Below are 512 nucleotides of genomic sequence, written 5' to 3' on the forward strand. Positions count from 1 at the left end.
CTGTCCAGCAAATTAAACATCACCTCATTGACCTGCTTCATCCCGCTCATTAAATGCGAATTGATGCGGCTGGCCATTTGCGAAGCTGAAATCGATCCGTCTGCAAAATAGTCAATCATCGGTTCTGTGAACGGGTAGTTCATGACCGAATGAAATTCGTCTCCTCTAAGCCACGGATCAGCCTGATGCCAGATTTCGCCCAATATAAAAATGTCGGGCTTTTCTGCCGTGACGGCTTGCCGGAATTTCTTCCAAAACGCATGATCAACTTCATTTGCCACATCCAAACGCCAGCCGTCGATATCAAATTCGCGGATCCAGTACAGCGCAATATCAAGCAAATAAGCCTGAACTTCCGGGTTGGCCGTATTGAGCTTCGGCATCTCGGGAGTAAACGCAAATGTATCATAGCTGCCTTCTTTAACAGGGAAAGAATGAATATGGAACCAGTCTTTATAGCGGGACGTTTCACCGTTTTTGACAACATCCTGCCACTCTTGCGAAGCGCTGCC

The 512-nt window shown here is 47.3% G+C and carries 1 protein-coding gene; it reads right to left on the bottom strand.

Annotated features, from left to right (window positions below; genetic code table 11):
* On the bottom strand, nucleotides 1-512 hold a 512-nt coding region (locus ACWHAR_RS32235; protein WP_452089070.1), incomplete at both ends, for an alpha-amylase family glycosyl hydrolase.

The sequence above is a fragment of the Bacillus sp. LR--39 genome (genome assembly GCF_053613335.1).